We start from the raw sequence: 2,031 nt of genomic DNA on the forward strand, positions 1-2,031 counted from the left end.
TACGAGACGAACGCGACGGGCTTGGCCCGCCACTCGTGGAAGTGGGTGTCGATCAGGTTCTTCAGCGTGCCGGGGAAGCTGTGGTTGTACTCGCACCGGCGGGGGAGCATCCGCCCGCGGAGGCCTCCGGGCTCAGCCCGTGACGCCGCTCAGTCCATGACGGGGGCGACGGCGCGGACGGTGTCGATCGTGTCGGCCTCGGCGGCAGACTTGTCGGGCCGGTACCGCAGGACGCGGGCGAACCGCAGCGCGATGCCGCCGGGGTAGCGGGGGCTGTGCTGGACGCCGTCGAACGCGATCTCGACGACCAGTTCGGGCCGGACGTGCACCGTCCAGGAGTCCTCGCGCACGGCCAGCTCGCGCAGCTTCCGCGTCTGCCAGGCGAGCAGCTCGTCGGTGAGCCCCTTGAAGGTCTTGCCGAGCATGACGAAGCCGCCGGTCTCGGGGTCGCGGGCGCCGAGGTGCAGGTTGGACAGCAGCCCCTGCCGGCGGCCGTGCCCCCACTCGACGGCGAGGACGACGAGGTCGAGGGTGTGCCGGGGCTTGACCTTGATCCAGCCCGCGCCGCGCCGCCCGGCCGTGTACGGGGTGTCGAGGGCCTTGACGACGACGCCCTCGTGGCCGCGCGCGACGGCCTCGTCGAAGACCTCCTTGGCGCGCGCGGGGTCGCCGGTGACCACGCGGGGCATCCGCAGCTCCTCGGGGACGACCCGCGCGAGCGCCGCGTACCGCTCGGCCCCGGGCGCGTCGAGCAGGTCCTCGCCGCGCGCGCCCTGCGGAGGGGCGTCGCCGGCCTCCGCGAGGTACAGCACGTCGAACAGGAAGACGGCCAGCGGCACCGGCTCGGTGCCCTTCGCGGTGCGGGTCGCGGTGCGGGCGGAGGTGACCTGGAACGGATGGGGGCGGCCGTCGGGCCGCAGGGCGATGAGCTCGCCGTCGAACACGGCCTCGCGGACGGGCAGGCCCCGCACCGCCTCCACCACCTCGGGCAGCCGGGAGGTGATCTCGTCGAGCGTCCGGGTGAACACCCGGACCCCGTCGCCGGACACGTGCACCTGCGCGCGGATGCCGTCGAGCTTCCACTCGACGGCGGCCTCGCCCCCGAGCTTGGCGAAGGCCTCGTCGACCGACGGCGCGGCGGCGGCCAGCATCGGCTTGACCGGCCGCCCCACCTCCAGCGTGAACGCGCGCAGCCCGTCGACCCCCTCCGCGAGGGCGGTCGTCGCGACCGGGCCGAGCGAGCCGCGCAGCATGAACGCGCGCCGGACCTCGGCGGAGGGCACCCCGGCGGCCGACGCGATCGCCTCGGCCATCACCCCGTCCAGCGCGCCCTGGCGCAGCTCGCCCGCCAGCAACCTGACGAGGAAGTCCTGCTCGAGGGCGGTGGCGCGGCCGAACAGCGCCGCGAGCAGCTCGCGCCGCCGGGCGACCGAGCCCGGCCCGGCCACGGCGCCGATCTCGTCGAACGCCGCGTCCACCCCGGGCACGGTCAGGGACGGCTCCGCGGCGGGCGGCGGGAGGTCGCGCAGCGCGGCGTACCCCACCCCGATCTGGCGTTGCGGCAGCTCGCCGGACAGGTAGGCGACGACGGTCGCGGCCTCGCCCGGATCGGCCGCGCGCAGGCACTCCGCGAGCGCCGACACCTTGGCCTTGCGGCCCGAGGTGCCCGCGACCGCCTCCGAGGTCCGTGCGATGTCCGCTATCAGCATCCCTTCATTGTGACCACCGGGTCTGACGAACGGCACCGCGAGGGGGCCTGGCCAGGCGGCGCGGCCCTGGTTACGTTGACGGGTGGCGGGAACGGTCGACGGGACGGGAGTGAGGAGTGCGGCGTGGGCCTTCAGCGTCCGGTCGAGCCGTTCCACCGGCCGTATGCGGGGCCGGAGCCGCCGGCCCCGGGGCGGCGCCCGCGCAGGCTGATCGCGGTGCTCGCGGCGGCCGTGGCGCTCGCCGCCGCGGTGGTCGCGACCGTCCTGGTCGTGTCCGGGGGGCGCGGGCAGGAGGCCGCCCCGCGGCGCACGCCGGGCGGGC

3 protein-coding genes are annotated in these 2,031 nt (G+C 76.1%); 1 reads left to right on the plus strand and 2 read right to left on the minus strand.

What is annotated here, in order from left to right; all coding sequences use genetic code 11:
• The coding region (locus tag ABWI04_RS42600) for an NADPH-dependent FMN reductase (RefSeq protein WP_353835966.1) at positions 1-110 on the minus strand (110 nt) is incomplete at its 3' end.
• A gap of 39 nt (positions 111-149) precedes the next feature.
• Positions 150-1,709: an ATP-dependent DNA ligase gene (locus ABWI04_RS42605; protein WP_353835964.1), complete on the minus strand. Its 1,560-nt coding sequence runs from the start codon at positions 1,707-1,709 to the stop codon at positions 150-152.
• Positions 1,710-1,832: 123 nt separating this feature from the next.
• Between ABWI04_RS42605 and ABWI04_RS42610 the strand changes: the two genes are divergently transcribed.
• Positions 1,833-2,031, plus strand: a 199-nt coding sequence (locus ABWI04_RS42610) for a hypothetical protein (RefSeq protein ID WP_353835965.1), incomplete at its 3' end; no start/stop codon positions are given.

The sequence above is a fragment of the Actinomadura sp. NPDC000929 genome (genome assembly GCF_040492065.1).
Taxonomy (GTDB): Bacteria; Actinomycetota; Actinomycetes; order Streptosporangiales; family Streptosporangiaceae; genus Spirillospora; species Spirillospora verrucosospora.

Excerpts from the sequence above, each read along its gene's own strand:
- ABWI04_RS42605 (WP_353835964.1), bottom strand. The coding sequence starts at position 1,709 with ATGCTGATAGCGGACATCGCACGGACCTCGGAGGCGGTCGCGGGCACC.